The 23,689-nt window shown below is 66.2% G+C and carries 19 protein-coding genes and 3 pseudogenes; 12 read left to right on the forward strand and 10 right to left on the reverse strand.

All coding sequences use genetic code 11. The annotated features are described in order from the left end of the window. Positions 1-59 precede the first annotated feature (59 nt). Positions 60-200 carry a hypothetical protein gene (locus U5S82_12110; protein ID MDZ7752389.1) on the forward strand — a complete coding sequence of 47 codons (141 nt, stop codon included), beginning with the start codon at positions 60-62 and terminating at the stop codon, positions 198-200. Positions 201-244: 44 nt separating this feature from the next. Next, a pseudogene (locus U5S82_12115) lies at positions 245-367 on the forward strand (AAA family ATPase). Between the two features lie 487 nt (positions 368-854). Here U5S82_12115 and U5S82_12120 read toward each other — a convergent pair. From U5S82_12120 to U5S82_12135, 4 genes and pseudogenes are all read right to left on the reverse strand, one after another. Further along, positions 855-986 (reverse strand): annotated as a pseudogene (locus U5S82_12120) (VapC toxin family PIN domain ribonuclease). A gap of 161 nt (positions 987-1,147) precedes the next feature. After that, the gene (locus U5S82_12125; protein MDZ7752390.1) at positions 1,148-1,525 is read right to left on the reverse strand and encodes a type II toxin-antitoxin system PemK/MazF family toxin; all 378 of its coding nucleotides are present in this window, start codon (positions 1,523-1,525) and stop codon (positions 1,148-1,150) included. Then, the gene (locus U5S82_12130) at positions 1,519-1,773 is read right to left on the reverse strand and encodes an AbrB/MazE/SpoVT family DNA-binding domain-containing protein (GenBank protein MDZ7752391.1); all 255 of its coding nucleotides are present in this window, start codon (positions 1,771-1,773) and stop codon (positions 1,519-1,521) included. Before U5S82_12130 ends, U5S82_12125 begins: the two co-directional genes overlap by 7 nt. 332 nt (positions 1,774-2,105) lie before the next feature. Further along, positions 2,106-2,954: a formylglycine-generating enzyme family protein gene (locus U5S82_12135; GenBank protein ID MDZ7752392.1), complete on the reverse strand. Its 849-nt coding sequence runs from the start codon at positions 2,952-2,954 to the stop codon at positions 2,106-2,108. Positions 2,955-3,133: 179 nt separating this feature from the next. On the opposite strand from U5S82_12135, the gene U5S82_12140 reads away from it, so the two are divergent. From U5S82_12140 to U5S82_12150, 3 genes are all read left to right on the forward strand, one after another. Continuing rightward, positions 3,134-4,132, forward strand: coding sequence for a haloalkane dehalogenase (locus U5S82_12140; protein MDZ7752393.1), 999 nt, complete (start codon positions 3,134-3,136; stop codon positions 4,130-4,132). 545 nt (positions 4,133-4,677) lie between these two features. Next, the gene (locus tag U5S82_12145; protein ID MDZ7752394.1) at positions 4,678-6,243 is read left to right on the forward strand and encodes a cation:proton antiporter; all 1,566 of its coding nucleotides are present in this window, start codon (positions 4,678-4,680) and stop codon (positions 6,241-6,243) included. A gap of 288 nt (positions 6,244-6,531) precedes the next feature. Beyond that, positions 6,532-7,950, forward strand: coding sequence for a cytochrome c peroxidase (locus tag U5S82_12150; GenBank protein MDZ7752395.1), 1,419 nt, complete (start codon positions 6,532-6,534; stop codon positions 7,948-7,950). 167 nt (positions 7,951-8,117) lie between these two features. Here the strand turns inward: U5S82_12150 and U5S82_12155 are convergent, their stop codons facing one another. Further along, a complete protein-coding gene (locus U5S82_12155) occupies positions 8,118-9,341 on the reverse strand; it encodes an argininosuccinate synthase (protein ID MDZ7752396.1) in 1,224 nt (407 codons plus the stop codon). A gap of 115 nt (positions 9,342-9,456) precedes the next feature. After that, the gene (locus tag U5S82_12160) at positions 9,457-10,848 is read right to left on the reverse strand and encodes a PAS domain S-box protein (protein ID MDZ7752397.1); all 1,392 of its coding nucleotides are present in this window, start codon (positions 10,846-10,848) and stop codon (positions 9,457-9,459) included. 258 nt (positions 10,849-11,106) lie between these two features. Here U5S82_12160 and U5S82_12165 point away from each other — a divergent pair, with 258 nt between their 5' ends. Continuing rightward, positions 11,107-11,595, forward strand: coding sequence for a hypothetical protein (locus U5S82_12165; GenBank protein ID MDZ7752398.1), 489 nt, complete (start codon positions 11,107-11,109; stop codon positions 11,593-11,595). A 90-nt stretch (positions 11,596-11,685) separates the two neighbouring features. On the opposite strand, the gene U5S82_12170 is transcribed toward U5S82_12165, so the two are convergent. From U5S82_12170 to U5S82_12180, 3 genes are all read right to left on the reverse strand, one after another. Then, entirely contained in the window at positions 11,686-12,432 is a 747-nt protein-coding gene (locus U5S82_12170) for a lysophospholipid acyltransferase family protein (protein MDZ7752399.1), read from the reverse strand. Next, positions 12,416-13,210, reverse strand: coding sequence for a GNAT family N-acyltransferase (locus U5S82_12175; protein MDZ7752400.1), 795 nt, complete (start codon positions 13,208-13,210; stop codon positions 12,416-12,418). The genes U5S82_12170 and U5S82_12175 overlap by 17 nt, the downstream gene beginning before the upstream one ends. A 176-nt stretch (positions 13,211-13,386) precedes the next feature. Next, a complete protein-coding gene (locus U5S82_12180) occupies positions 13,387-14,829 on the reverse strand; it encodes a protein kinase (protein MDZ7752401.1) in 1,443 nt (480 codons plus the stop codon). A gap of 132 nt (positions 14,830-14,961) precedes the next feature. On the opposite strand from U5S82_12180, the gene U5S82_12185 reads away from it, so the two are divergent. Next, complete coding sequence (locus U5S82_12185; protein ID MDZ7752402.1) at positions 14,962-17,877, forward strand: insulinase family protein; 2,916 nt, start codon at positions 14,962-14,964, stop codon at positions 17,875-17,877. A gap of 126 nt (positions 17,878-18,003) precedes the next feature. Here U5S82_12185 and U5S82_12190 read toward each other — a convergent pair whose 3' ends face one another. Further along, a complete protein-coding gene (locus tag U5S82_12190) occupies positions 18,004-18,348 on the reverse strand; it encodes a hypothetical protein (GenBank protein ID MDZ7752403.1) in 345 nt (114 codons plus the stop codon). A 61-nt stretch (positions 18,349-18,409) separates the two neighbouring features. Between U5S82_12190 and U5S82_12195 the strand changes: the two are divergent. The 5 genes and pseudogenes from U5S82_12195 to U5S82_12215 all read left to right on the forward strand — a co-directional run bounded on the left by U5S82_12195 (position 18,410) and on the right by U5S82_12215 (position 23,381). Next, positions 18,410-18,529: pseudogene (locus U5S82_12195) on the forward strand (SAM-dependent methyltransferase). Between the two features lie 22 nt (positions 18,530-18,551). Beyond that, positions 18,552-19,109, forward strand: coding sequence for a peptide deformylase (gene def / locus U5S82_12200; GenBank protein MDZ7752404.1), 558 nt, complete (start codon positions 18,552-18,554; stop codon positions 19,107-19,109). A gap of 4 nt (positions 19,110-19,113) precedes the next feature. Then, positions 19,114-20,001 carry a formyltransferase family protein gene (locus tag U5S82_12205; protein ID MDZ7752405.1) on the forward strand — a complete coding sequence of 296 codons (888 nt, stop codon included), beginning with the start codon at positions 19,114-19,116 and terminating at the stop codon, positions 19,999-20,001. Positions 20,002-20,347: 346 nt separating this feature from the next. After that, positions 20,348-22,321, forward strand: a complete 1,974-nt coding sequence (locus U5S82_12210; protein ID MDZ7752406.1) for a bifunctional aldolase/short-chain dehydrogenase — start codon at positions 20,348-20,350, stop codon at positions 22,319-22,321. A gap of 1 nt (position 22,322) precedes the next feature. Further along, positions 22,323-23,381 (forward strand): esterase-like activity of phytase family protein, encoded by a 1,059-nt coding sequence (locus U5S82_12215; GenBank protein ID MDZ7752407.1) that lies wholly within the window; start codon positions 22,323-22,325, stop codon positions 23,379-23,381. The last annotated feature ends 308 nt before the right edge of the window (positions 23,382-23,689 follow it).

Below are 23,689 nucleotides of genomic sequence, written 5' to 3' on the forward strand. Positions count from 1 at the left end.
GCAACTGCGGAAAAAGGGTCAAGTCTTGCAATATATAGTGATGGTGATATTGATGGCATATGGCACGCCCCCTTCGAATTGAATATCCGGGTGCCTTCAGGGTAGGCAACACCGATCAGGCCCTGCGCGCCCTGAGCAAATTCTTCCCGGTATCGGTCAATGCCGGCACACGCTACTGGGTGACCGTGGTGGAAAAGTAATTACGGCTGCACAGTCAGCAAAGCCGACTAGGATCATCGCGCCCAAGCGCCGACGCCAGGATTGGGCTCGCTCTTATCTGACGGCGGTACTGCCGCGCGACCTCAAAAACATTGCCGACATTGAGAAATCGACCGAACTGCCGAAATTCGCTCAGAAGGTCTGCGAATTACCCGATCGGCACACTCGTGTAGTGCATCATACTATTTCGCACTCGCCCGAAGGGAACTCCGTACAACCACGATCGCCGGGTTGGAGCTTCAGTATCGATATCGGAGAAGGATTCCGCCAAGGGATCGAGAGTGGTGAGCAGCGCCAGCAGTCTGCCTTTACGGATGGGTCAATGATCAGTCGATCACCCTCCATCTCTTACTCGCGGGGGAATGCGTAGTGCCTGCTTACGCCCGTTGCGAAAGAGGCGTACGTGGCGTTCAGACGTTGGTATTCCAATTTCTTTAGGTTGACTGGGCATATGTCAAAGCATTTGCTGGCAAGTTCAGTCAGTCGACCGATCCCGGAAACTCCGTTGCTTTTGCTATGGATCGAACGTGATTTTCTCCCTGGTTCACCCGACCTTGCAGCCGCCAGTCACGCGGGCATCGGATTTATCTTCCCGTTCCATTTCGGGCTGCATCTGGAAACGCCTCCTCTGCATTTCAGGCGAGGGTTACCAGATGCTGCGCGCTGGCGCCCTGAACCGCAGCAATGCCGATACGCTGATCGAAGGTGACAAAACGACTCTCATGGCGCACGGCCAGCGCCAGCAGATAGGCATCGGTCACCTGGCGATGCCCCAGGATCCGATCCCAGCGCAGCCGGTCGTCGGCCAGGGGGGCGATGTCATCGGGCCAGAAAACGTGGGCCGGCCCGGCCGTGGCCTCGCCGAGGCGCTGGGCCACGTCGCGCGTGCGCAGCGCGCCGGGATAGGCCGGCTGTGATACGTCTGGCTTCAGGCCAACTGCACGATCTGGTTGAGCAAAGCCAGTACCTCGGCAAAGCGGGCATCAGTAATGCGTTTCATTGGATGGGGCGCGCCGCCACGCAAGCGCCAGTCGAAGGATTTGGGCTGGTGGCAAAGGACGTAACTGGTTCGCCCGGCCTTGCGCCTGCCGGCAATGCCGGCGGCTACCGCGAATGGATTGTCGGCGTTGTAGGCGGCTGTGGTCATGGGCAGGCCAATCACCAGGGAAGTGCGCTCGTTGAACACTTTGGGAGACAGGACGAGAAAGGGATGGACATCGCGCATTTCTCTCCCACGCTGGGGGTTGCAGTCAATCCAGATGATGTACTGGCGATCGGGTATCCAGCCCTTGGCCGGTTTTACCACCTTTCTGCCCCCAGCCTTTCATCGACGGACATGGCCTCCCCACCGTGGCGCTCGGGATCAAAGCGGGCCAGGCGCTGTTCCAGGCTCAGGGGTTCGTCATGTAGCGGCGTGATAATGATCCGCTCGCCTTCTACGGTAATGCGCACGCGTTGGTCAGCATGCAGGTGCGCAGCACGGGCCACGGCCGCAGGCAAACGCACGCCAAGATTGTTGCCCCATTTTTTGATGTCAAGGACGGTCTCGGCCATGTCAACCTCAAGCTCGACGTTTAAACAAAGTATAAACGCCGCCCGCCGTGCGGGCAAACGCAGTGAATCAAGGGCATTAGGGCGCGCTCTTCGTTAACTCTCATGGCGATACGCGCCGCCCGAGATGATGAAAGAGGAGCGCGTATCGCCATGTTCGTTCCCTCACCCCATCCCTCTCCCAGAGGGAGAGGGGGAGTTCGTGCTTCGCGACTTTCACGTTAACCATACCCTTTGGCTGGTGGCCGGTTTTGCCAGCGGCGGTCCGGGATTTGCCAGTTTAGCCCTGAGCCAGGCGCGTCAGGGGCGAGAGGTTGTCGGGTTCGGGCCGGCCGTCAGGGCCCATGCCGCGGTTCGGCCACCACCCGCAGGCCCAGCACCGTATAGCGGACATGGGGGGCATTGGCTCCCCGGTAGGCGGGGCGGATCTGGTGCTCGGGGCAGTGGTAAGAGCCGCCGCGGCGCACCTTCGAGCGGCTCGTAGTCGGGCCCTGGGGGTCGCGGCGGGGCGCCGCGGTATAGGTGTCCGGGGCATAGTCGTCCGCCACCCATTCCCACACGTTGCCGAGGGTGTCGTAGAGGCCGAAGGCGTTGGGCTCGCGGGTCGCCACGGCATGGGGGTGGTCGCCGGAGTTGGCGATGTACCAGGCATGGTCGGGCAGGGCCTCCGTGGCCACGGGCCGTAGCCCCGTGGTGCCGGCGCGGGCGGCGTATTCCCATTCGGCCTCGGTGGGGAGGCGGTAGCGGTGGGCGGGATCCATGCGGTTCAGTTCCTCCACGAAACGGGCCGCCATGTTCCACGACACCGCCGCCACCGGCAGCCGTGCCCAGTCGTCGCCCTCCCACCACGCGGCGGGACCGGGCTGGTTCTCCATCACCTCGAGCCATACCCCCTGGGTGACTTCGGTCTGCCCCATGTAGAAGGGGCGGGAGATGGTGACCTCGTGGGCGGGGGTCTCGTCCTCGGCGTAGGCGGGGTCCGGGTCGGCCACCTCGGCGGCGGCCGCCGCCGGATCCGCTGTGCCCATGACGAAGCTGCCGGCAGGGATGTGCACGAAGCGCATGCCGAGGACGTTTTCAATGATCTTCCCGGCCAAGATCTCCCGAGCCATGATGGACGGGGCGCCGGTCAGGGCCAGGACCGAGACCAGCAGGGCGGTGGTGTGGATGGGCTTGGGGCTCATGGGGTTCTCCTTGGCTTAGCTACTCAGGGACCGTCCCGTGAGTCGGGATCTGTCGGGCGCCGGCATTCGGAGTGTCGGTCCGGTAAGTTTAGCGCGCCATGGATGGTCCCCTTCAGGGACTCGTCGGCGGGAGCGTCATCACGCTCTCGCGCCATCGATCCGACCACAGGAGGAGAATAATGTCATTTTTACCGGACCCGGGTCGCAGTCGGGCCATCACTGTTCTGTCGGCGGCGTTGCTTGCCGTCTCTTTGCTTTACACCACCGTCGCGGCCGAACCATCATCGCCGGTCATATCGGCGGAGTTTCCCTACGAATCCCACTACGTGGAGGTGCTCGGCTCGAAGATGCACTACGTGGACGAGGGCGAAGGAGATCCCATTCTCCTGCTCCACGGCCAGCCGACGTCCTCTTATCTGTGGCGCAATGTCATCCCCCACCTCGCGGACCGTGCCCGGGTCATCGCGCCGGACAACATCGGTTTCGGCAAGTCCGAGCGTCCGGACATCGACTACAACTATGCGAATCACGTCAGCTACATCGAGGGCTTCATCGAGGCCCTGGGTCTGGAGAACGTCACCGTCGTGGGCCACGACTGGGGTTCGGCCTTCGCCCTCGATTATGCCGCACGGTATACCGATAACGTGAAGGGTGTGGCGTTCTTCGAGGCCATCGTGGCGCCCATGTTCCCGGCTGCGAACTACGACGACCTGCCGCCCATGCTCGAAGAGTTCTTCACCACCCTGCGTTCCGCCAAGGGAAGCGAACTGATGGTGGAGCAGAACTATTTCGTGGAGAAGGCCCTGCCGGACATGGTGATGCGCGACATGACCGAGGCGGAGATGGATGCCTATCGGGAACCGTTCCGGACCCGGGACGCACGGCGCCGCGTCATCGTCCCCTGGCCCAACCAGATCCCCATCGGCAATCGCCCACCCCATACCACACGGGTCATCGGCAATTACAACCAGTGGTTGATGACCACCGACAAGCCCAAACTCATGCTCTATGCCAGGCCCGGCGCCCTCAATGGTCCCGCCGCAGCGGAGTGGATGGTGGCGCACACCAAGAACATCGAGACCGTCTACGTGGGCCAGGGGCTGCATTATCTGCAGGAGGACCAGCCCGAGGCCATCGGGCGGGCCATCGCCGACTGGTACCGGCGTCTGTCACCTTGAACGGCCATTGGCTGTCTTTTGGCGGCCGATAGTGCATGGTGTGTTGAACGCCCATCAGGTCGGCCCAAAGGCCGAGCACGGCAAGAAAACCAGGGGTGGATGGCACGGCGAAGCCCGCGGTGGGGTCGGGCCTGGTGATATATTCTCTGGCTACCGGGTCGAGCCCGGCATGACGGCACCCAACCTGCCGTGCCAGCGGCGTAGGGTGGGTCAAGCGCAGCGGGCCGTGCCAGGCACGGCTGGGTGACGCACCTCAACGTATTGAGGGCGCTTTGCTGCGCCCCTTCCCTGCTCCTTACACCCCGTAATATGAGATCCCGGGGCCGCAGCGCTGACTCTTGGTTTCCGGGTCTGCCCGACGTTCATGTCCGGCCTGGCCGGGCGCCTGTAGTATCATCCCCGTCCTGAACGCGGGACCTCGAGGCCAGCGCTACCCTATCCCGATGGACGCTTTGCCGGTTCGGCGCGCGAGGGCGTGATGCCGGGCATGACAGGCGTGCGTTCAATCAATCCATAGGGGATAAAAAAGACATACCGGGGGCGTGATGTTCGAGGTCATCGTAATCTCTTTCGCTTTCATCGCCGGCCTGGCGGCGCGCCAGGTGGGCCTGCCGCCCCTGGTGGGCTTTCTGGCCTCGGGCTTTGCCCTCAATGCCACGGGGGGTGCCCTGGGCCTGCCGGCCTACAGCGGCGAGGTGCTGGAGCACATGGCCCATATCGGCGTGCTCATGCTGCTGTTCACCGTGGGTCTCAAGCTGAAGCTCGGTCAGCTAGTCAAGCCCCATGTCATCGGCGGCGGCCTCGCCCACTTCGCCATCACCGTAGGCGTGTTCACCCCGGGCATCCATTTCGTGCTGGACGTGGACTGGAACACCGCCCTGCTGCTGGCCATCGCCCTGTCCTTCTCCAGCACCGTGCTGGCGGCCAAGATCCTCGAGGGCAAAAGGGAACTCGGTGCCTTCCATGGCCGCGCCGCCATCGGCATCCTCATCATCCAGGACATCGTGGCCCTCGGGGTCATCGCGGTGTGGGGTGGCAACACGCCCTCCATCTGGGCCTTGTGGATCCTGACCCTGCCCCTGCTGCGTCCCCTGCTGTACCGGTTGCTGGACCTGAGCGGGCATGACGAGGTGCTGGTGCTCATGGGCATGCTGTTGGCCCTGGTGGTGGGGGGGTATGCCTTCCAGGCGGTGGGGGTGAGTGGCGAGATCGGTGCCCTGCTCATGGGGGTGCTGGTGGGCAGTCACGAGCGGGCGAAGGAGATGTCGGAGGCCCTGTGGAGCCTCAAGGAGGTGTTCCTGGTGGGCTTCTTTCTGCAGATCGGCATGCAGGGCCTGCCGGATGCAGGGGACCTGGCTTTCGCCCTGGCCTTTGCCGTTATCCTGCCGTTAAAAGGAATCCTGTTCTTCTTTCTGCTGGTGCTGTTCCGTCTGCGGGCCCGCAACGCCTTCCTCGGTGGCCTCAGCCTCGCGGCCTACAGCGAGTTCGGTCTCATCGTGGCGGCGGCGGTGCTGCCCGAGTGGCTGGTGCCCCTGGCGGTGACGGTGGCCCTGTCCTTCGTCATCGCCGCGCCCCTGAACCGGCTGGCCCATCCCCTGTATGAGCGTTTCGGGTCGTTCCTCGAGGGCTTCGAGCAGGCGCAGAGGCATCCCGATGAGGAGCCGGCGGCCTTCGGCGACGCGGAGATCCTCATCATGGGCATGGGACGTACGGGCAGCGCCGCCTACGATTTCATGGTGCCACGAAACCCGCGGGTGATCGGTCTGGACGCCGATCCCTATACCGTGGCCGCCCAGACGGCGGCGGGTCGCAACGTCGTCTATACGGACGTGGAGGACTCCAACTTTTGGCACGGCGTGGACCTGGCGGGGATCCGCGCCGTGGTGCTGGCCATGGACCACGTGGATGCCAAGGTTATGGCCGCGCGCCAACTGCGGGCCAGGGGCTTCGCCGGCCCCATCATCTCCCATGCCCTCCACGAGGACCATGTGGGGCTGATCAAGCAGGCGGGGGCGGACGAGACCTACCTCACGATGCACGAGGCGGGGGTGGGCCTGGCGGAGCACGTGTGCCAGGCCCTCGGCAACCCCGTGAGGTCGACCGCGGACTGAGGGCCGCCAGTACCCTTCCACCGGACATGGGGTAGTGCCGGCGGCCTGGTCTGCTCCAGTGGCCGGGCCGGAGACCGCCAAGCCGCGGCCATAGCACGACTGGATCACATTTCCTTAGTCATCGAGTGGACTTGAGCGCGATCCGCGTCGAAGCTTGCGGCCGCCACGGGAAACAACCCAATAAAAGGCCCGTCGATCCACCGATGGGCCGCATGGACCGCAGTGGTTAGAACATCCATTGTTGCCTCACGCTTGTGGGGTCAAATTCGGGAATCGAGGGGGAGAATCATGCGCTCACTAATCATCGTTATCGGTGCGGTCTTGGCGTTGAGCGGCGGTGCGGTTGCGGCCGGCAAGGGCAATGACCGGGGCCATGGGCACGCGGCGGATCAGGGCAGGGCCCACGGCCAGGGCCACGGCAACGGCCGCCTGCCGGGGCCCGTAAGGGATAGCGATTTCCATGACGAGGGCCGGCCGGACCCCGCCAAGGTGGAGTTGGGCCGGTTCCTGTTCTTCGACAAGGAGCTGAGCGGCAACCGTAACATCTCCTGTGCCACCTGCCATCATTCCCTGACGGATACGGGGGACGGCCTGTCCCTGCCCGTGGGGGAGGGCGGCAGTGGCCTGGGGGTCACCCGCGACACCGGCCAGGGCGTCCACGCCATTCCGGAGCGGGTGCCGCGCAATGCACCGCCCGTGTTCAACCTGGGGGCCGGCAGCATGACCCACATGTTCCATGACGGCCGGGTGACCATCGATCCGTCCCGGCCCAGTGGCTTCTTCTCCCCCGCCGGCGACGACCTGCCGCCGGGCCTGGACAACGTGCTGGCGGCCCAGGCCATGTTCCCTGTCACCTCCGGTACCGAGATGGCGGGGCAGCTCGGGGAGAATAGCATCGCCAACGCCGCGGCGGTGGACAACCTGGCCGGCCCGGACGGTGTCTGGGACCAGCTGGCCTACCGGCTGCAGGCCATACCGGCCTACGTGGAACTCTTCATCGCCGCCTATGACGACATCCAGCAGGCGGGTGACATCACCTTCGTCCATGCGGCCAATGCCATTGCCGCCTTCGAGGCCAGTGCCTGGCGCGCCGACGACAGCCCCTTCGATGCCTATCTGCGTGGCGACAGGGAGGCCATGAGCCGGCAGGCGGTGGCGGGCATGCGGCTCTTCTACGGCAAGGCGCGGTGTAGCTCCTGCCATAGCGGTAAGTTCCAGACGGACATGGCCTTCCACGCCATTGCCATGCCCCAGATCGGCCCGGGCAAGGGCAACGGACCGGACGGTCATGACGACTTCGGCCGGGAACTGGTGACCGGCGATATCGAGGACCGCTACCGGTTCCGCACCCCGCCCCTGCGCAACGTGGCCCTCACCGGCCCCTGGGGCCACGGCGGTGCCTACAACACCCTGCGGGCCGTAGTGGAGCATCACCTCGACCCGACCGCCGGGCTGGAGGGCTACGATACTGATCAGGTGGTCATGCCGCGGCGCGACGATCTGGACCTCCTGGATTTCGTGGTCCACAACGACCCGACCCGGCGCTGGGATATCGCCGCCGCCAACACCCTGGAGCCCGTGCGCCTGCGCCCCAACGAGGTGGACGATCTCCTGGCCTTCCTCCACGCCCTCACGGATCCGGGCAGCATCGACCTGCGGGGCGACGTGCCGACGGCGCTGCCGAGCGGTCTGCCCCTGTTCGATTGAGGGGGGCGGGTGCCGGTTCGTGGACCGGCACCCGTCGGATTTTTACGATTTCCGGGGAGTGTGCGGGACGCGAACCCGTGACGCGTCTCCTGCCGAAGGGATCGGCCGTGGGCGGCCGCCTCCCTGCGCCCGCCGTTCATCCATCGGGCGTAGTTTCGGGCAGGATGTCAGGAGGCGGGGAGGCGCTGCCTGGCGGCGATGCGCATGCGCAGCGCGTTGAGCTTGATGAAGCCTTCCGCATCCTTCTGGTCGTAGGCGCCGGCATCGTCCTCGAAGGTGGCGATGGAGGCGTCGAACAGGCTGTCGGTGCTTGAGCGGCGGCCCACCACGGCGACGCCGCCCTTGTAGAGCTTGAGGCGCACCTCACCCGTGACCCGCGCCTGGCTGGCGTCGATCATCTGCTGGAGCATCAGGCGCTCGGGGCTCCACCAGTAGCCGTTGTAGATGAGCTTGGCGTAGCGGGGCATGAGTTCGTCCTTCAGGTGGGTCACCTCGCGGTCCAGGGTCAGGGACTCCATGGCGCGATGGGCCTTCAGCATCACGGTGCCCGCCGGGGTCTCGTAGCAGCCGCGGGATTTCATGCCCACGTAGCGGTTCTCCACGATATCGTCCCGCCCGATGCCGTTGGCGCCGGCTACGGCGTTGAGATGGCTCATGACCGCGGCCGGGCCCATGGCCTCGCCGTCCACGGCCACGATGTCGCCGTGTTCGAAGGCCAGGGTCACGTAGGTGGGACTGTCGGGGGCCTGCTCCGGGGCGGTGGTCCAGCGCCACATGTCCTCCTCGGGCTCCGCCCAGGGGTCCTCGAGGAGGTCGCCCTCGTAGGAGATATGCAGCAGGTTGGCATCCATGGAGTAGGGGGACTTCTTGCCCTGTCTGGCGAAATCCACGGCGATGCCGTGGTCCGCCGCGTAGGCCATGAGCTTCTCCCGGGAGTTGAGGTCCCACTCCCGCCACGGCGCGATGATGCGCACATCGGGTTTGAGGGCGTAGGCCCCCAGCTCGAAGCGTACCTGGTCGTTGCCCTTGCCGGTGGCGCCGTGGGATATGGCATCCGCCCCGGTTGCGTTGGCGATCTCCACCAGCCGTTTGGCGATGAGGGGGCGGGCGATGGAGGTGCCGAGCAGATACTCGCCCTCGTAGAGGGTGTTGGCGCGGAACATGGGGAACACGTAGTCCCGGGCGAATTCCTCCTTGAGGTCCTCGATGTAGATTTCCCGGATCCCCGCGGCCCGGGCCTTCTCCCGCGCCGGCTCCACCTCCTCGCCCTGGCCGATGTCGGCGGTGAAGGTGACCACCTCGCAGCCGTAGGTATCCTGCAGCCATTTGAGGATGATGGAGGTGTCGAGTCCGCCCGAATAGGCCAGGACCACCTTGTTGACCGTGCTCATGTACTGTCCTCATGGATTGGCCCACAGGTCCTGCGGGCAAAGTGCGAAGTTTAGCAGGCCGGGCAGTGGAACGCGGATGCCGGAAGGGGCGCGCCGGTGCGGGGCGGCCGGCGCCTCAGGCTACGTCCGCCTGGTCTTGCCTGGCCTCCATCGGCCGGCGCAGGATCCCCGTGTATACCCGGTGCTTGCCGATGCGGGCCTCGCTCACCGCCAGATCGATGGGAAAGGTGGAGCCGTCCTTGTGCCGTCCTTCCACGCGCCGCCCAATGCCGATGATATGGCGCTTGCCCGTCTCCAGATAGCGCGCCAGGTATTGGTCGTGCTGTTCGCGGTGGGGCGAGGGCATCAGCATGTTCACATTCATATCCATGACCTCCTCTGCCGAGTAACCGAACATCCCCTCGGCCGCCTCGTTGAAGGATCGAATGCTGCCATGCTCGTCGATCACGACGATGGCATCCACGGTGGATTCCAGCACCGCTCGCAGGGTGGCCTCCCGCTCCCGCAGGGTATGCTCGGCCACGCGCTGGCGCTCCACCACATCGTGGAGTTCCTGGTTCACCTCGGTGAGCTGGCGGGTACGGTCGCGTACCCGCAGCTCGAGTTCGTGGTGGGTGGACTGGAGCATGGACTCGGTGCGCATGCGGCGCTCCTCGGCCTTGCGGAGATAGCGCAGCAATACCACGGTCATGGCTATCAGCGCGCTGATGAACAGCCCCGTGTTGCGGGCGATGTCCCCCTTGATCTCGTTGTAGACCGCCTCGGACGGGCGGTCGACCACCACCCAGCCGGTGCCGGGTACCTCCCGCGAGGTGATGAGACGCTCCCGGTTATCGGCACCGAGGCGGGAAGGCGACCCCTGGGTCTCCCGGGCGCCGACCCCTGTCATCTCGATGAGGCCGGGATCGGTGGAGCGCACCAGCAACAGCCTGTGGTTGTCGATCTCGTATTTCTTCAGCAGCACGGCCACGCGTTCGGGACGGAAGCTCACCAGAAAGGCGCCGCGGGCGCCGCCGAGGGTGGCCCAGCGCGTCATGATGACGAAGTGATAACCGTCGCCCAGCCGGTAGAGGTGGGGGCGATGGCTGTGGGCGCCCTGGGCGAAGTCAGCCAGGTCCGCCAGGAGTTCGGGATTATCGATGCCGGGCTCGGTGGCGGCCATCAATTCACCTTGGGGCCCGGTGACGGCGAAGCCGATCTGGCCGGTGAAATATTGGTTCACCAGGCTGACCAGGGTCTGGTAGCTGATGTCGTCGAGGGGGTCCAACACCACCCGGGACAACAGGTCGCTCTCTATCTCGCTGAACAGGGCCACCCGGCGTTTGAGTTCGCGGATCTCTTGGGAGACCTCGCTGGCCGCCGCGTTGGTGACCCGTTCCACCAGACGGTGGTGCAGGGACAGGTTGTCGTGATAACGCGATATGCCGTTCCACACCAGGAGCACTACCGCCACCCCGAGGATTACGGTGACGAAAGCGGCCGAAGATGTCCGATTCTGGTCTGTCATAACCTGACGACGTTAAACCTGCCCGGTCCGCCGTGCAACGGCGAGCCGGTGTCCTGCGGCAATACCCGCCTCCACGTCGGCCGCCGGATACCGGGTGGAAACAGCGGCGGTTACTCATCCCGCGAATGGACCGCGGTTTTCCCAATTCATGCCCCGGCGCCTACAATGGTAATGAGTATATAGAGTGCCGCCGCTCGCGGGGCGCGCGCATAATGCAATTACGCAAGCCTGACCCCAGGCATTGGGAGGATACGCGCGATGCGTTGGTCTGTAGTGGTTGCCCTTTTGTTGGTCACCGAAGTGGTGGCGGCCCGGATGTACCAGTGGGTAGATCCCGACACCGGCACCCCTTACCTGTCCGGGTCGCCGCCGGCCTGGTATCGATCCGCGGGGGGAGGGCCGCGGGTGCAGGTGTTCGAGGACGGCAAGCTGGTGGACGATACCCGCTGGCGTGCGGACGTTGAGCGCCAGCGGGTTCTGCGCGAGCAGGCCGTGGCGGCCGAGCGCGCCCGCCAGGAGGCCGAGGCCCAACGTCAGGTGGCCCGGCGCCTCGAGGAGAAGCAGGAACAGGGGCAGGAGACGAAAGAGGAACAGGCCGCGGATGACCTGGCGGCCGCCCAGCAACCGGAGGTCATCAGGGCCCTGGCGGATGATCTGCTGGAGCGTTTCTACAAGGCGAAGCTCAAGGCCGCCGCGGATGAAGACGAGACCTTACGCGCCACCAACGGTGGGGGCGCCAAGCCTTAGAAGGAGGTTGGATGCGCGGGCGTGGCTCCAGCGCATGGCGGCGCGGGCAGGTTCCGCCTGGCGCCGGATCATTGTCACCTCCGCCCCGGGTCAGGCCGCCTGCTCTTGGCCCAGGGCTTGGCGTACCGCGGATTCCGCCGCCCGGGCCAGTTCGTTGGATGTGCGGTTGGTCGCCGGGATGGGGGCCAGGTACGCCACCTCGGCCTCCACCTTGGTGGCGGCGCTGAGGGCCCAGATGTGTTCCACCAGCCCGGTGTCACCGACGAAGGGGACCAGCGGGTGGGTACCGTCGGGGTGGGGGTAGCGCAGCATCACGGGCTGGATCGGGGCTCCGGCGTGGATGGCGGCCTCGAGCAGCCGGCCCTTGAAGCGCCGCAGGGTGCCGCTGGTGGTGGTGCCCTCCGGAAATACGAGCACCTGGCCGCCCTGGTCCAGGACATCGGCGATGCTCGTCATCGCCTGCTCCATGGACTCGCGGCGCCCGCGACCGATGAACAGCGTACCGGAGCGGGCGGCCAGCCAGCCGATTATCGGCCAGTGGCGGACCTCCTCCTTCGACAGAAATACGCCTTCACCGGTGCCGCCGAGCACCGGAATATCCAGCCACGAGAGGTGGGGGGCCGTGAGCAGCACCGGTCCCGGGGTCGGGCGGCCACGGACCGACACCCGGATGCCGAGAATGGGGGGGATGGCGCCCAGCCACCAGCGCACGATGCGGCGATCCCGTGGGGGGCACCGCGCCGGGGCCCCACGGAAGAGCAGCGCGCTGAGTATGACGCCGAGGAGCAGATGAAGAACGAGGACCGGTAGCCGCAGCAGCCTACGAAGCCAGGGCATAGGCGGGCCGTTGGTTGCCCTGGCCGCGCAGGAAGTGGCGGACGTAGCGTTGTTGCAGGTTGTCAACGTCCAGCATGACGAACACGTCCGCCACCTGGAAGTCGGGGTCCCAGCAGGCCTCTCCGCAGGCCCAGGCCCCCACCCGCAGGTAGGCCTTCAACAGCGGGGGCATGGCGGGGGCGGGGCCGTCGAGGAGGGCGTCGTCCATGGCCGGCAGAGGCCTCTTGGGCGTCACCCGCAGGTGGTCCGGGGCCATATGATGTGCCCGCAACTCCCTCATGATGCCATGGGCCAGCACGCCGCCGTCCTGCATGGGGATGCTGGCGCAGCCGATGAGGTAGTCGATCCGGTTCAGTTCGATGAACTGGGCCAGCCCGGCCCACAGCATGCCGATGGCGGCCCCGCTACGGAAGTCGGGATCCACGCAGGTGCGCCCCATTTCCATGAAGTTGCCGGGCATGCGCAGGATGCCGCCGATGTCGAACTCGCTCTCGGAATAGAAGCCCCCCGTGCGTGCCACCATCTGACTAGTCAGGATGCGGGTGCTGCTCACCACCCTCCCAGAGGCTCCATCCAGCACCAGCAGATGCTGGCAGTGGGGATCGTAGCCGTCGGCTTCGACTTCCGGGGCCACCGTGTGCACCTCCGCCCCCATTTCCTCGGCGAATACCCGGTAGCGCAGGCGTTGGGTCGCGAGGATCTCTTCGTCACTGTGGGCCAGTTTGACCTGCAGCCTGGGACGGGAGACGCCGGATTTTTCCATTTGTTCGCTCGACATCGGGCGGGATCTCCTGAAGGTGGGTTTGGAGTTGCTACGAGTGTATGTCTTCGCCGTGTCAAAGGAATGAATGGATTATGACATTATCATGACAACGCGGCGGATTTAACCCGCTACACGCGTCAGTGATTGATAAGCCGGACCGGTTCGGATATGTGCCGCACCGGGCATTGCTCTCACTCGCCGAGAAGCCCGAAGAAGCTCTCTAAAATCGACCGTTCGCGTAACTGAACGTTCGATCGAAGAACCTGCAGCCGTTTGTTGTCGGGGTCCACCTGGAGACCGAGCGCGAGGTATTGCTCGGCCTTGGGGTAATCGCGCTGTTTGACCGCCTGCTCCGCCATGTCGGCATAGGCGGAGGCTACCTGGGCGATGCCCTGCAGGGCTACGGGGTTGCCTGGCTCCACTTCCAGCAGGCGGTTGAAGTAATAGTACGCGTTGTCTCCCGGTGGCGAGGTCAGCCGCTTGTCGGCGAGGCTGCGCCGGGCGAGCCAGCCCAGGGCCGTGGTCACCTGGGAACGCAGATGGGCGAGTTGGCCGTCAGCGGCGGAGAGACCTTCGGTAGCCGGGGCGGGCCGCACCGGCCTGTCGATGGGGGCCACGGAGATGTTCTCGTAGCGCTCGAGTTCGGTAATGAAATACCAGGTCAATACTGTGGAAATGGCCAGCACCACAACGCCGAGAATGGACCAGGTGACGCGCCGCCGGCGCCTCACGAGTTCCAGTTGCTGGGTGACATGACCGCCCATATAGCGGCGCGGGGAGCCGTTCCTTTCCTCTTGACCGGTATCCGCGCGAGAGTCCTCATCGCGGTGGGTGTAGGCCCCGGAGGCAGGACGCAGATCACGGATGTACTGGCGCAGGCGTTCGGCATCGGGGAAGCGCTCGTGCCGGTTCTTGGCCAGCATGAGATTAATTAGCGGCTGATAGGGCCTCAGCTCCCGGTCCAGCGGAGGGACCGGGGATTGCAGGTGCTGGAGGACGATGTTGATGGCCGATTCGCCCTCGAAGGGGCGTCGACCCATGATCATCTCGTAGAGGATCACTCCCAGGCTGTAGATGTCGGAACGGCCGTCCAGCACCGTTTTGCCCTCTACCTGCTCCGGACTCATGTAATACGGGCTGCCGAGGATGGTGCCCGTGGAGGTGAGTTCGGTATCCCCCAGGTGCTTGGCGATGCCGAAATCCGTGAGCACCGGTGTACCGTCGTCGCGAAACAGGATGTTGGCAGGCTTGACGTCACGATGGATGATGCCTTTGGCGTGGGCCACCGCGAGGGCGCCGGCGATCTGGTAGACGATGTCCAGGGCCATGGCCGGTGGCATGGGCGTGGCCAGGCGGCCGGTGAGATCCTGGCCGCCGAGGTATTCCATGGAGATGTATGGAAAGTCCTCGGTGATACCGATGTCATAGATGGTGATGACGTTGGGGTGGTTCACCGCCGCCAGCAGATGACCCTCGTTGAGAAACCGCCGGGCGAATTCCGCGCCGTCGTCGGAACGGGCCTCCATCACCTTGAGCACCACGTGTCGCTTGAGGGATTGCTGGGTGGCCAGATAGACCGTGGCCATGCCCCCCTTACCGATCTGGCGCTCGATCTTGTAGCCTGGGATTTCCATGGGCGGATTATAGGGGGAACATGGTGCTAATTACCCATGAAACCCATTAAGAACGGGTAAATCTCCCTCTCCGGAACTGTTATAAAGATCGGTTCCAGACACTCACCAGAAGTTTCGACGCGGACCCGCATTATGAATGATTCCACCTTCGAGAAACTGAGCAGCCGTGACATCCCGTCACTCAACGTGACCTTCGAGGAATACCGGCACGCCCGCACCGGCGCACGCCATCTCCATCTGGTCTCGGAAGATACCAACAACGCCTTCATGGTGGCGTTCCTCACGGTGCCCCAGGACTCCACAGGGGTGGCCCATATCCTCGAGCATACGGCGCTGTGCGGCAGCCGCCATTATCCGGTGCGGGACCCCTTTTTCATGATGACCCGGCGCTCCCTGTCCACCTTCATGAACGCCTTCACCAGCAGCGACTGGACCGCCTACCCCTTCGCCAGCCAGAACGAGAAGGACTTCGACAACCTGCTCCAGGTCTACCTGGACGCCGCCTTCTTTCCCAATCTCCACGAGTTGGACTTCGCCCAGGAGGGCCACCGGGTGGAATTCGCCGAGCCCCGCAACCCCGACTCCGATCTGGTGTTCAAGGGGGTGGTGTACAACGAGATGAAGGGGGCGATGAGTTCCGCTGTGAGTCGCCTGTGGCAGTTGCTGCAGGAGCATCTGTTTCCCACCAATACCTACCATTACAACAGTGGTGGTGAGCCCGAGCACATCCCGGATCTCGGCTATGAGGACCTGCTGGCCTTCCACCGCCGTCATTACCATCCGTCCAATGCCATCTTTCTGACCTATGGCACGTTGCCGGCCTCCTGGCACCAGGAGCGCTTCGAGGAACGGGCCCTCAAGGAGTTCGACCGCCTCGACATCGACTTGAGGGTGCCGGCGGAGCAGCGCTACACCGCGCCCGTCGCCGTGGAATCTGCCTACCCCCTGGAGGGCGAGGAGGACACCCGCGACCGTACCCACATCGTCATGGGCTGGCTGCTGGACCGCACCACCGATCTCAAGGCCACCCTGGAGGCCCATCTGTTGTCCGGTGTACTGCTGGACAACAGCGCCTCGCCCCTGCGCCAGGCCCTGGAGACCACGGACCTGGGGGCGGCGCCTTCGGAACTCTGCGGCTTCAGTGATTCCACCATGGAGGGCGCTTTCATGTGCGGTCTCGAGGGCTCCAACCCGGAGTCCGCCGATGCCGTGGAGCGGCTCATCCTCGGCGTGCTGGAGCAGGTGGCCGCCGCAGGGGTGGCGCAGGATATGGTGGAATCGGTGCTCCACCAGTTGGAACTCTCCCAGCGGGAGATCAGCGGCGGGCGCTTCCCCTACGGCCTGCGCCTGATGATCAACGCCCTCGGGGCCGCCATCCACGGTGGCGATGCGGCGGCGGTGCTGGACCTCGACTGGGCCCTGGCCACCCTGCGGGAGGACATCAAGGATACCGATTTCATTCCCCTCCTCACCCGCCGCCTGCTGCTGGACAACCCCCACCGGGTGCGGGTGGTGATGGCACCGGACAAGGAGTTGGTCCGCCATCAGCAGGAGCGGGAGAAGGCGCGACTGGCCCTGATGAAAGAGGCCCTCGACGAACGTGCCCGCCAGGCCGTCATCGAACGTACCGCTGCCCTGGAGGCCCGGCAGATGAAGGAGGACGACCCGTCTCTGCTGCCCAAGGTGGGCCTCGAGGACGTGGCCCCCGACCTCGTGGTGGCCGAGGGCAGCGAGGCGCGCGTCGGGGACCTTACCGCCACGTGGTTCGGTCAGGGCACCAACGGCCTGGTATACAGCCATGTCGTGGTGGAGCTGCCCGAACTCTCCAAGGCCCAGGAAGATCTCCTGCCAGTGTTCTGCGACTGTGTCACCGAGGTGGGGGCGGGGGAGCAGGATTATCTCGAGACCCAACGACGCCAGGCCGCGGTCACGGGGAGTCTGAACGCCGGCTTTTCCATGCGCGGCGCGGTGGACGACGTGTCCCGCGCCCGCGGCTTCTACACCCTGAGCTCCAAGGCCCTGGTGCGCAACACCGCGCCCATGGTGGAGATGCTGCAGGCGGTCTATGAGCGGCCCCGCTTCGATGAGCTGGCGCGCCTCAAGGAACTGGTGTCCCAGTTGCGCCTGCAGCGGGAGATGGGGATCACCGACCACGGTCACGGCCTGGCCATGACCGCCGCCGCGGCGGGCCTGTCCCCATCCGCCACCCTGGCCCACCGCTGGAACGGTCTCGAGGGGATCCGTACCCTCAAGCGCCTGGACACGGCCCTCAAGGAGCAGGACGGCATCAAACGCCTGTCCGCAGATCTCGAGGCAATCCGGGACACCCTGCTCACGGGCCCGCGCCGCCTGCTGGTGGTGGCCGAGGACGGGGTCCGGGACGAGGTGTTGGAGACCGTGAGCCGGGTGTGGCGCGGACCGGTGGAGACCGGCTCCTTCCGCCCCCTGGTGCCACCCCAGCCCGAGGGTGTGGTCAAAGAGGGCTGGGCGGTGAACACCCAGGTGAACTTCTGCGCCAAGGCCTATCCCACGGTGGCCGTGGACCACGCCGATGCCGCCGCCCTGATGGTGCTGGGCCGCTTTCTCACCAATGGCTTCCTGCACCGCGCCATCCGCGAGCAGGGCGGGGCCTATGGCTCCGGCGCCGGCTACGATTCCGATGCCGGGGCTTTCCGCTTCTTCTCCTATCGTGATCCGCGGCTGGAAGGCACCCTGGCCGATTTCGACGGCTCGGTGGACTGGCTGTTGTCGGCCAGGCACGAGCCGCGCCAGGTGGAGGAGGCCATCCTCGGCGTCATCGGCGCCATCGACCGGCCCGAATCCCCGGCCGGCGAGGCGGTGAAGGCCTTCTATGGCGAGCTCCATGGCCGCGATGCCGGGCAGCGCCGACGCCTGCGCTCGCGCCTGCTCGATGTGAGCCTGGAGGATCTCAGGCGCGTGGCGCAGACCTGGTTGACGCCCGCCGCCGCCCATACCGCCGTGGTCAGCGACCGCGGTACCCTGGAGCGGGTGGCCCCGCAGCTGGGGCTGAACATTCAGTCCCTGTGACAGGCGCGGCGACGCTGCGGACGATGGCGGTGGACTCCCGGGTGCCTTGTCCCGGGTCCCGGCCCGGGCCTCTTCAGGGGGAACGCTGTCGCAACCCCCTGGCGCCGGCCCTGATTCGAGGAACCGTCAGGTCCGGATCTCTCCTCCGCGCTCGTCCTGCAGCGAGGTATTGAGGGGTTCGCCACCGGTATCGATGTGGATGGTGCGCACCTCGGGCAGGCGATCGGCGATGTAGGCGGACATGGCCTTGGTCATGTTGTCGTCCCCGGTCTCCAGGGCGGTGAGCAGGCGGTCGGCGACGATCTGGGCGCGCGTCACGCGGTCGGGGTGCTCGATGAACTGGGGCCCCATGCGCCAGCCGCGGTCCATGTCCTTGTCCATCTTGGCGAACATGGGTCGTCCCATGGCGATGTGTTCCGGGGTGACGTCGATGTCGAACTGGCGTTCGTTGATGAGGATCTTGATCTGCATGATTTCAGGATAATGGCGATGGGCCGGGCATTTTACCAGCAGTGGCCGGGGGATTGCGGGCGATAAAGACACCATGGCCATCCGTGCCTTCAACGAGAGGGTGCGGGACGACACAAGGGTGGACATCAGCCTGGTACCCATCGGCGACGGCCACGCCCTGGCCCGCAAGCGAGAGCTATAACCCGAACAGGAGCGAGACGGCGATGGCGGTACGCGAGGTCTTGAAAATGGGCGATCCGCGGCTGGCGGAGGTGGCGCGGCCGGTGACCGATTTCGGTTCCACGGAACTGGGGGCCCTGCTGGTGGACATGCACGACACCATGGCGGCCCAGAACGGCGCCGGGTTGGCAGCCCCCCAGATCGGCGTGCCCCTGCGGGTAGTGGTGTTCGGCTACGATATCAATCCCCGCTATCCGGACGCGCCCCCCGTGCCCCCCACCATCCTCATCAACCCGGAGATCGAGCCCCTGGACGAGGCCATGGAGACGGACTGGGAGGGTTGCCTCAGCGTGCCCGGCATGCGCGGCCTGGTGCCACGTCATCTGCATGTCAGGTACCGGGGCTTCGACCAGCGTGGGCGGCCCATCGAGGTCGAGGCCACGGATTTCCATGCCCGCGTGGTGCAGCATGAGTGCGACCATCTGGACGGCGTGCTCTATCCCCAGCGGGTACAGGACCTGAAGGATTTCGGTTTCTCGGACCCCCTGGCCCGGGCGGGTCGCTTCAGCGGCGGCGCGCCCTGCGACGATCCCCCCGAGTGATGCCATGGCGGGTCCTTTTCCGCCCCTGGTGCTGTTTGCCACCAACGGCCGCTTCTCCGCCGCGGTATTGGAGGGGCTGATCGGCGGCGGACTGATCCCCCGGGTCCTGGTGCTGCCGGGACAGGCGGGGACCTTCTACGAGCAGCCCGCCTGCGCCGCTGGCTCCACGGCCGAACTCGCCCGCCGCCGGGGGATCCCCCTGATCCACCTGCCACCCCATGCCCCCGAGAGCGCGGTAGAGCGGGTCTCGGAACTACGGCCCGTGCTCGGCATCATGGCCTGTTTCCCGCGCCCCCTGCCCATGGCCGTGGCTGATCTGCCGCCCTGGGGCACCCTCAACATCCATCCCTCGCGGTTGCCCCTGTACCGGGGGCCGGCGCCCCTGTTCTGGCAACTGCGGGACGGCGTGGAGCGGCTGCATGTGAGCCTGCATCGGGTGGTGCCGGAGCTGGATGCCGGAGACGTGGTGGCGCGGGAGACGGGACCCCTGCCCATGGGTGCCGGCGGCGCCGCCCTGGACCGCCGACTGGTCGCCCTCGGAGTGACCGGCCTCCTGGGATTGCTCGCGGCCCACCCCGACGGCGCCTTTAGCGACGAACGTCAGGATCCCGCGGCGGCCACCCGCCAGCCCTGGCCCGCACCCCCAGACTTCGCCGTGGACGCATCCCGCAGCGCGCGGCGGGCCTATACCTTCATGACCGGATGTGGCGACTGGCGCCAGCCGTTTCGGGTGCGGGGTGCGGGCGATCTGCTGCTGTCCCGCGCCGTGTCCTTCCGGGATACGGGGGCCCTGGGGATGCCGTGGCGGCCGGCGGGGGACACGGTGCTGGTACAGTGCGCCCCGGGGATACTGCGGGCCGTGCCCGAGCCCCCCAGGGCGGGGGCTCGTTAGACCTGCGCAGGACGGGCCATTTTTCGCCGCCGTGGCCTGGTTGATAATGGCCGCGAGCGCCAAGCATATGATGGGCATGTATAAATGGTAGCGGCGTGGGGACCTTCGGGTTGGTCTTTCCGCCACGAACAACAGACTCTCGCCAAGAACGCCAAGAACGCCAAGAAAACCTTAGCCAATTGTTTTCGTTGTATTCGTGACCTGTTCCATATCCGGTGGCCCAGGGAGCAAGGAGTACGGCATCCGGTACCAAGGATGATGGGCTAACTTGGCGATCTTGGCGCCTCGGCGAGAGAAAAATTCTTTTCATATACACTCATGAATTCTGCTGACGAACCGGGAGATCATGCAAAACCAATGGGACGATGAGTCTGTGGTCGCGTTCGAAGGGCCCCTCGGGCCGCGGGTCTACAGCTCCAGGCTGTTGGGCGCGGAGTCGGAGCTGGTGCTTCACGGTGGCGGCAACACCTCGGTCAAGGTGACGGAGCCCGATCTCTACGGCGAGCCCCGGGAAGTGCTCTATGTCAAGGGCAGCGGCTGGGACCTGGCCCGCATCGAGGCCGCCGGTTTCGCGCCCCTGGACCTCGCCGGCACGGCGCGGCTGGCGACCCTGGAGCGTCTCTCGGATCTGCACATGATGGCCGAACTCAAGCGCCTGTGTCTGCGGGCCGAGGCGCCCACGCCGTCGGTGGAGGCCATCCTCCACGCCGTGCTGCCCCACCGCTATGTGGACCACACTCACGCCGACGCCGTGGTGAGCATCACCAACACCCCCGGCGGCGAAGGGCACATCCGAGAGGTCTACGGTGACGAGGTGGTGGTCATCCCCTATGTCATGCCGGGTTTCGACCTGGCCCGCCGCTGCGCCGCCGAGTTCGCCCGCCGGGCCGGACCCGCCACCCGTGGCATGGTTCTCATGAACCATGGCATCTTCAGCTTCGGCGCCAGCGCCCGGGACTCCTACGACACCATGATCGAGTTGGTGAGCCGGGCCGAGGCATTCCTGAAGGCCAGAGGGGCGTGGGCGGGGCCGCCCGCCGAACCCGCAGGGTTAGCGTCGCCGCCGTTCCTGGCCCTGGCCCGGTTGCGCCGCGATGTGGCGGACGCCATGGGCCGGCCCTGCGTGCTGCGCCGCGATGCCGGGCCGGCGGTGGCCGCCTTCCTGGCCCGCCCCGACGTGGAGCGCATCACCCAGCGCGGGCCCGCCACGCCGGATCATGTCATCCGCACCAAGGCCGTGCCTCTGTGGGGGCGGGACGTGGCTGCCTATGGCAAGGCCTACCGCGCCTACTTCGAGCGCCATGCCGGCGCCGCGCGCACCCCCGTCACCCTGCTGGACCCCGCGCCGCGGGTGGTGCTGGACCCGGAACTGGGTCTGGTGGCCGTGGGCCGTGATGCCGGCGAGGCCGATGCGGTGGCGGACATCTATCGCCATACCATGGGCGTAATCGGCCGCGCCGAGGCCCTGGGCGGCTACCGCGCCCTGCCGGAGAAGGACCTGTTCGACATGGAGTACTGGGAGTTGGAGCAGGCCAAGCTGGCGCGGGGTGCCGGCGGGCCCGCCTTCCGTGGCGAGGTGGTGCTGGTGACGGGCGCGGCATCCGGCATCGGCCGGGCCTGCGTGGAGGCCTTCAGGGCCCGGGGCGCGGCGGTGGTGGCGGTGGATGTGGCGCCGGCGGTGGAGGCGCTGGACGACGGCGTGGGGGTACTCGCCGTGCGCTGTGATGTCAGCGACGAGGCGGCGGTCGCCGCCGCCCTGGCCCTGGCGGAACGTACCTTCGGAGGCCTGGACATGCTGGTGCTGAACGCCGGCTTATTCCCCGGGGGCACCCCCGTGGCCGCCGAGACGGCACAGCAGTGGCGCCGCGTCATGGCGGTGAATCTCGACGCCAACCTGTTCCTGTTGAAGCACGCCCATGGGCTCCTCAGGCTCGCGCCCCGCCATGGCCGGGTGGTGGTGATGGGCTCCCGCAACGTGGCGGCGCCGGGACTGGGGGCGGCCGCCTATTCCGCCTCCAAGGCGGCCCTGTTGCAACTGGCCCGGGTCACGGCCCTGGAGTGGGCGCCCGATGGCATCCGCGTCAACATGCTGCACCCCGACGCTGTCTTCGACACCGGGCTGTGGACCGCCGAGGTGCTGGCGGCGCGGGCCGCCCACTACGGCCTGTCCGTGGAGGCCTACCGTCGGCGCAACCTGCTGAAGACGGACATCACCAGCCGGCGGGTGGCGGAGCTGGCGGCGAACCTGTGCGGCGAGGACTACGCCTGTACCACCGGTGCCCAGCTGCCGGTGGACGGGGGCAACGAGCGGGTCATCTGACATGGCGCCGGTGGCCCCATGGCCGGGACGTGCTCTGACGACCCTGATGCTCCTGCCCTGGCTGGCGGCAGCGGTGGCCGGGGAGGTCATCAGCCGGTCCCATGTCCTACACCATGAGCTGGGGCCGGGGGAGGAGTTCGAGGGGATCAGGCTGCGGGGCGCCGTGGAGCTGGAGGCGGTGGACCTCGATGGCGTCGGCGTGGCGGGCCTCTCCGCGCTTGCCTGGGACGCGGATGAGGACCTGCTCTACGCCCTGTCCGACCGGGGGCGGATCTTCCACCTGCGGCCCCACATGGCGGACGGCATGCTGAAGGCGGTGGAGGGGCTGCGAGGGTTTCACCTGCGCAATGCCAACGGGCGTTACATCCCGCGGCGTCACGCCGATTCCGAGGGCATGGTGGCCCTCAATGCCGACAACGGCGTGCGCGGCGATACGCGGCTGGTGATCGGCTTCGAACAGACCCCGCGCCTGATGGTGTTCAGGCCGGACGGCCACTGGGCCGCCAGCTATGCCCTGCCCACCCCCCTCAGGCTGGTGGACAACTACAACCATCCCAACCGGGCTCTGGAGGCCGTGGCCTTCGTCGCGGGCGTAGGGCCGCTGACGGGACCGGAGCGCCCCTTCTGGAACGAGGCCGGGGAAGGGCTGAGGCTTTACGACCTCGAGGGGAATCACTGGCGCTACCCCCTGTCCCCGGACACCGACGCCTCCCTGGTGGCCATGGAATACCTGCCGGAGCGGGACCTTCTCACCCTGGAACGAAGCTTCGTATCGCCGTTCCACCCCCTGCGCATCCGCCTGCGCCGCGCCGAACTCCCGGATCACGCCGACGGAACCACCCTGGCGGTAGAGGAGGTGGCCCTGCTGGACAGCCATCGCGGCTGGAATATCGACAACTTCGAGGGCCTCGCCCATCATCGGGATAATCGCTGGTTCATGGTGAGCGACGACAACGAGCGCGGCCTGCAGAAGACCCTGCTGGTGTATTTCGAGCTATTGGCGCGCCCGGACCAGGTGCCCCACGTCGCCGCGGACAACCCTCCGCAGGAGCGCCGTTGAAGCCCACCCGGCCCGGGGTGCGTGCGGCGGGGTTTGGATGTCGGGATGAATCCCGACCTACAAAAAGCGTAACCGCGAAAGACGCGAAATGACGCGAAAAGGGAGAAGGTCCGGGAGGAGTGGCAGTTCGAAAAGGCGCAGCGGATCCACCGTTTCGGCGTCAGCAGAGCGGACGCGCGGGTGGTAATCTTTTCCCATTTCCCATTTCCCATTTCCCCTGGGGAGAAGGACAGAGGCGTAGGTCGGCTGCTCTTGGCAGCCGACGGAAACTCGGCGCTTTGCGGGCGCGGATGTCGGTTGCCAGGAGC

It is taken from the genome of Gammaproteobacteria bacterium (assembly GCA_034522055.1).
Lineage (GTDB): Bacteria > Pseudomonadota > Gammaproteobacteria > JAABTG01 > JAABTG01 > JAABTG01.